Annotated in this window: 2 protein-coding genes; one reads left to right on the top strand and one right to left on the bottom strand. The window is 57.4% G+C overall.

What is annotated here, in order from left to right:
• Window positions 1-37 precede the first annotated feature (37 nt).
• Complete coding sequence (locus tag ACRZ95_RS22820; protein WP_171567903.1) at window positions 38-1066, top strand: IS110 family RNA-guided transposase; 1029 nt, start codon at window positions 38-40, stop codon at window positions 1064-1066.
• A gap of 445 nt (window positions 1067-1511) precedes the next feature.
• Here the strand turns inward: ACRZ95_RS22820 and ACRZ95_RS22815 are convergent.
• Window positions 1512-1834: DDE-type integrase/transposase/recombinase (locus tag ACRZ95_RS22815; RefSeq protein ID WP_480555659.1), on the bottom strand; the 323-nt coding region annotated here is incomplete at its 5' end.

The following is a 1834-nucleotide window of genomic DNA, read 5'->3' as shown; positions in this document are numbered from 1 at the left end:
GCCATTCCCGTATTGACCCTAGATGGAGGATGACGGGATGAAGCTATTTATCGGATTGGATGTGTCGTTGGCGAAGACCGCAGTGTGCGTGGTAAGCGAGCATGGCCGGATCGTCAAAGAGGCGGAGACTGAAAGTGACCCGGAAGCTCTGGCGCACTGGTTGGACGAACTTGACGGCAGTATCGCAGCGATTGGCCTTGAGGCTGGGCCACTGTCGCAATGGCTGCACAGAGGGCTGACCGAAGCTGGCCTGGAGGCGGTGCTCATGGAAACACGGCAGGTGAAAGGAGCGCTGAAGGCGATGCCGATCAAGACGGATCGGCGCGATGCAGAAGGGATTGCACGCCTTCTTCATCTCGGCTGGTTCCGCCCGGTCCACTGTAAATCCGTCTCTGCTCAGGAAACCCGGGCGGTTCTCGGCGCTCGAAAGGCTATCCAGCAGAACATGATCGCTCTGGAAATGTCGTTGCGCGGACTGCTGCGGAACTTCGGCCTCAAGGTTGGTGCGATCTCCCGCGGCAGGTTCGAGACACGCATTCGGGAATTGGCAGATGGCAATCCGATGCTGGAAACCGCAACAGCGCCAATGCTACGCGCCAGAGCAACGTTGCGACAAGAACTGGCAGCCCTTGAGAAACAGGTACGCCAGCTCGCCCAGGACGATCCAGTGTGCCATCGTTTGATGACAATGCCGGGGATCGGTGCAGTCGTCGCACTGACCTTCCGCGCAGCTGTCGATGATCCAACCCGCTTTCGATCTTCAAAGCGGGTCGGACCGTGGGTTGGCTTGACGCCTTCACGCAACCAGTCCGGAGAACGGGACCTGTCAGGCGGTATCACCAAAGCTGGTGACGTCAATCTGAGGAGGGCGTTGTGCCAGGCCGCAACCGTCATGATGAACCGCGGCCGATCGACATGGCTGAGAACCTGGGGAGCCCAACTCGCGCAGCGGCGCGGACGCAAAATCGCAATGGTCGCCCTCGCACGCCGTATCGCTGTCATACTTCATCGGATTTGGGTCGATGGCACAACCTTCCAATCAGATGCGGCGCCAAACCCTGCCTAACAGGATGACACCCCACCCGTTGCCTGCCTGATCGCAGGCCTTTGAGGTCCCGCAGGGACGTGGTTCCGATGATGCCGTGGTCAGGACAGTCGCCGACTTCAATCAAGCACGCCTATGAGATGGGCACATCGGAATTACATCGAACCAGCATCATGTTGGCAGCCGCCGCGCTGACCACGAACCGAAGCATGTACCCAAAGGATCTCAGCCGTAGGCCGCGACAGAAGCCAGGACCGGCACCAAGAATATCAAAGAACCTCTACGGCGGGTCAATTGTTGTGCGCAAAACCGCTTGACTGGGGTGCCTCCGTTACCGAAGTCCTGACCCTAGACGCACCTATCCTGCGATCTCGGCAAATAGCCTAAAACCAGACGTCGTAGTGCTGGCGAATGGTTCTGTTGCGAAGTTTAGCGAAGTTCAGGGAAATACATCTGACCTGCTTTGTTATGCGAGCAGTTCTCTGAACTGTTGAAAGGAACAGAGCCCGGGCGTGAACCGGCCTTTACGGATCATGTGCGCGACCTCGATGCCCGGGAGAGTCGCTGAAGCCGAAGCAAAAGATTTGAAGCCGAGCATCGGGCGGGTTCGTCTTTTGATGAAACGGTGGTCCTGTTCGACGATGTTATTGAGGTATTTCCGCCTCATCATCTCGATCGGGATCGGACAACCAAAGCCCTTGACCAACTCATTTATCGCCTTGATGCCATCAGTATTAGCACCGCTTTTGTCAATGACGATCTTCCTCGGAAGCCCGTTGACCTCCAGCA

The organism is Ruegeria sp. AI3 (genome assembly GCF_056541245.1).
Note: the sequence above shows the minus strand (reverse complement) of the source record. Positions and strands in the feature narration are given on the sequence as shown.